Source organism: Curtobacterium sp. NPDC092190 (genome assembly GCF_044755625.1).
Classification (GTDB): Bacteria; Actinomycetota; Actinomycetes; order Actinomycetales; family Microbacteriaceae; genus Curtobacterium.
Window position 1 is genome coordinate 1 of the sequence record NZ_JBIVRJ010000012.1, and the last position, 1,436, is coordinate 1,436.

Here is a 1,436-nt window from a genome sequence, read left to right on the forward strand (position 1 = left end):
TGCGGTCGCACGGGGTCAAAATAATTGGCATTGACAATGTGCACGCTGTTGAGTTCTCAAGGACCAGACGCACCCCCCACTCAGCACCACCACAGCGGTGCCTCATCAGAGGGGCTTGGATTCTCGACACCATCCGACGAACCTTGCAGCTCGTCAGGGTGGTGGTTGGTTGCCGAGCGGGACCCCGTCCGGACTGCATCTCCAGGTACTCGCCCTGGTGACCGTCTCGGCCGTTCCGTTCTCCGCCTCAGCGGCAACGAGGTACAACCTTACGCGGAGGTGAACGCGCTGCCAAGTGGGGCCACATCCCGGGCGTGTCGGGCGATGAGCGGACGCGTTGCAGCGTTCCGACCGACTCACTCCTCGCCCGGTTCTCCGCTGCTTCCGTGGACGGTCGGGAGCTCGAGTGCAGTCGCCATCTCTTCGATGACGGCGTTCGGCAGCCCGTCAGCCGCGCGCCGGCGTCCCGTCCTGCGGAAGCCGTGGCGAGCGTAGAGGCCCCGCGCCGGCGCACCGTCCGGAGCGCAGTCCACCCAGAGTCGGATCGACGGGGCACGGAGGGCGGCCCAGCTGAGGACCTCCGCGAGGAGCGCGTCCGCCACGCCGTTCGCCCGGCCGCGCGCTCGAGGACGGACGAACACCCCCGTGAGCAGCGCGGCAGGCTCATCGTCAGCCGGCAGCTGAGCGGCCATGATCCCCAGCCACGCCCCGTCCTCCGCAACTGCCACGACAGCAGTGGTGTCCCGCCCGGTACCGCGCCGCGCCCGCAGCCGCCAGTCGTCCTCGGTCATCGCGAGGGTGGTCCGGAGGTCCGCGCCGTACGACACCGGGTTCTCTGCCGCGTTCTCGAGCCGGAGCGCTCGCACCGACCGCCAGTCCTGCTCGACCGTGCTCCGTACGACGTACCGGAGACCCGGGAGACCGGCCCGCCCCAGGAGGAGGGGCACACCGGTCGCCGACCACCACGAGGACGACACGTGCCCGGAAGACATCCCTCCGTGTGCGAAGCGCTCGACGAACACCCCTGCGCCGGCGTTTCCCGACATCGCACGACCGACCTCCGCCGCAAAGCCCCGCCGCAGCATGCCGTCGAGCTCGCCTCGTGTGCTCGGGAGTCTGACGTGCACGAACCGCTCACCGAGAGCTCGCCAGAGCCACGGGTCGCCGCGCAAGCCCCACTGGTCAGGCTCGTCCCGGAACAGATCACCGACGTGTCGTGCCACGTTCTGATGGTGGCCGATAGTGCGGGATCGCGCCACCGCGCGATCGCCGCTGCGCTCGCCCGCACGGCCCGAGCAGTCGAGGGCGGTGGCGGTGTGCGGGTCGGCCCGGAAACGCAGAAAACCCCTGACCGATCACGGTCAGGGGTTTCCTGGTGTTGCTGAAGTTGAGTCCGGCGGCGTCCTACTCTCCCACAAGGTCCCCCTTGCAGTACC

General features: G+C 69.4%; 1 protein-coding gene. It reads right to left on the bottom strand.

Going from position 1 to position 1,436, the window contains the following annotated elements:
• Positions 1-356: 356 nt before the first annotated feature.
• Positions 357-947: a GNAT family N-acetyltransferase gene (locus ACIQFY_RS16040; RefSeq protein WP_251161106.1), complete on the bottom strand. Its 591-nt coding sequence runs from the start codon at positions 945-947 to the stop codon at positions 357-359.
• Positions 948-1,436 lie beyond the last annotated feature (489 nt).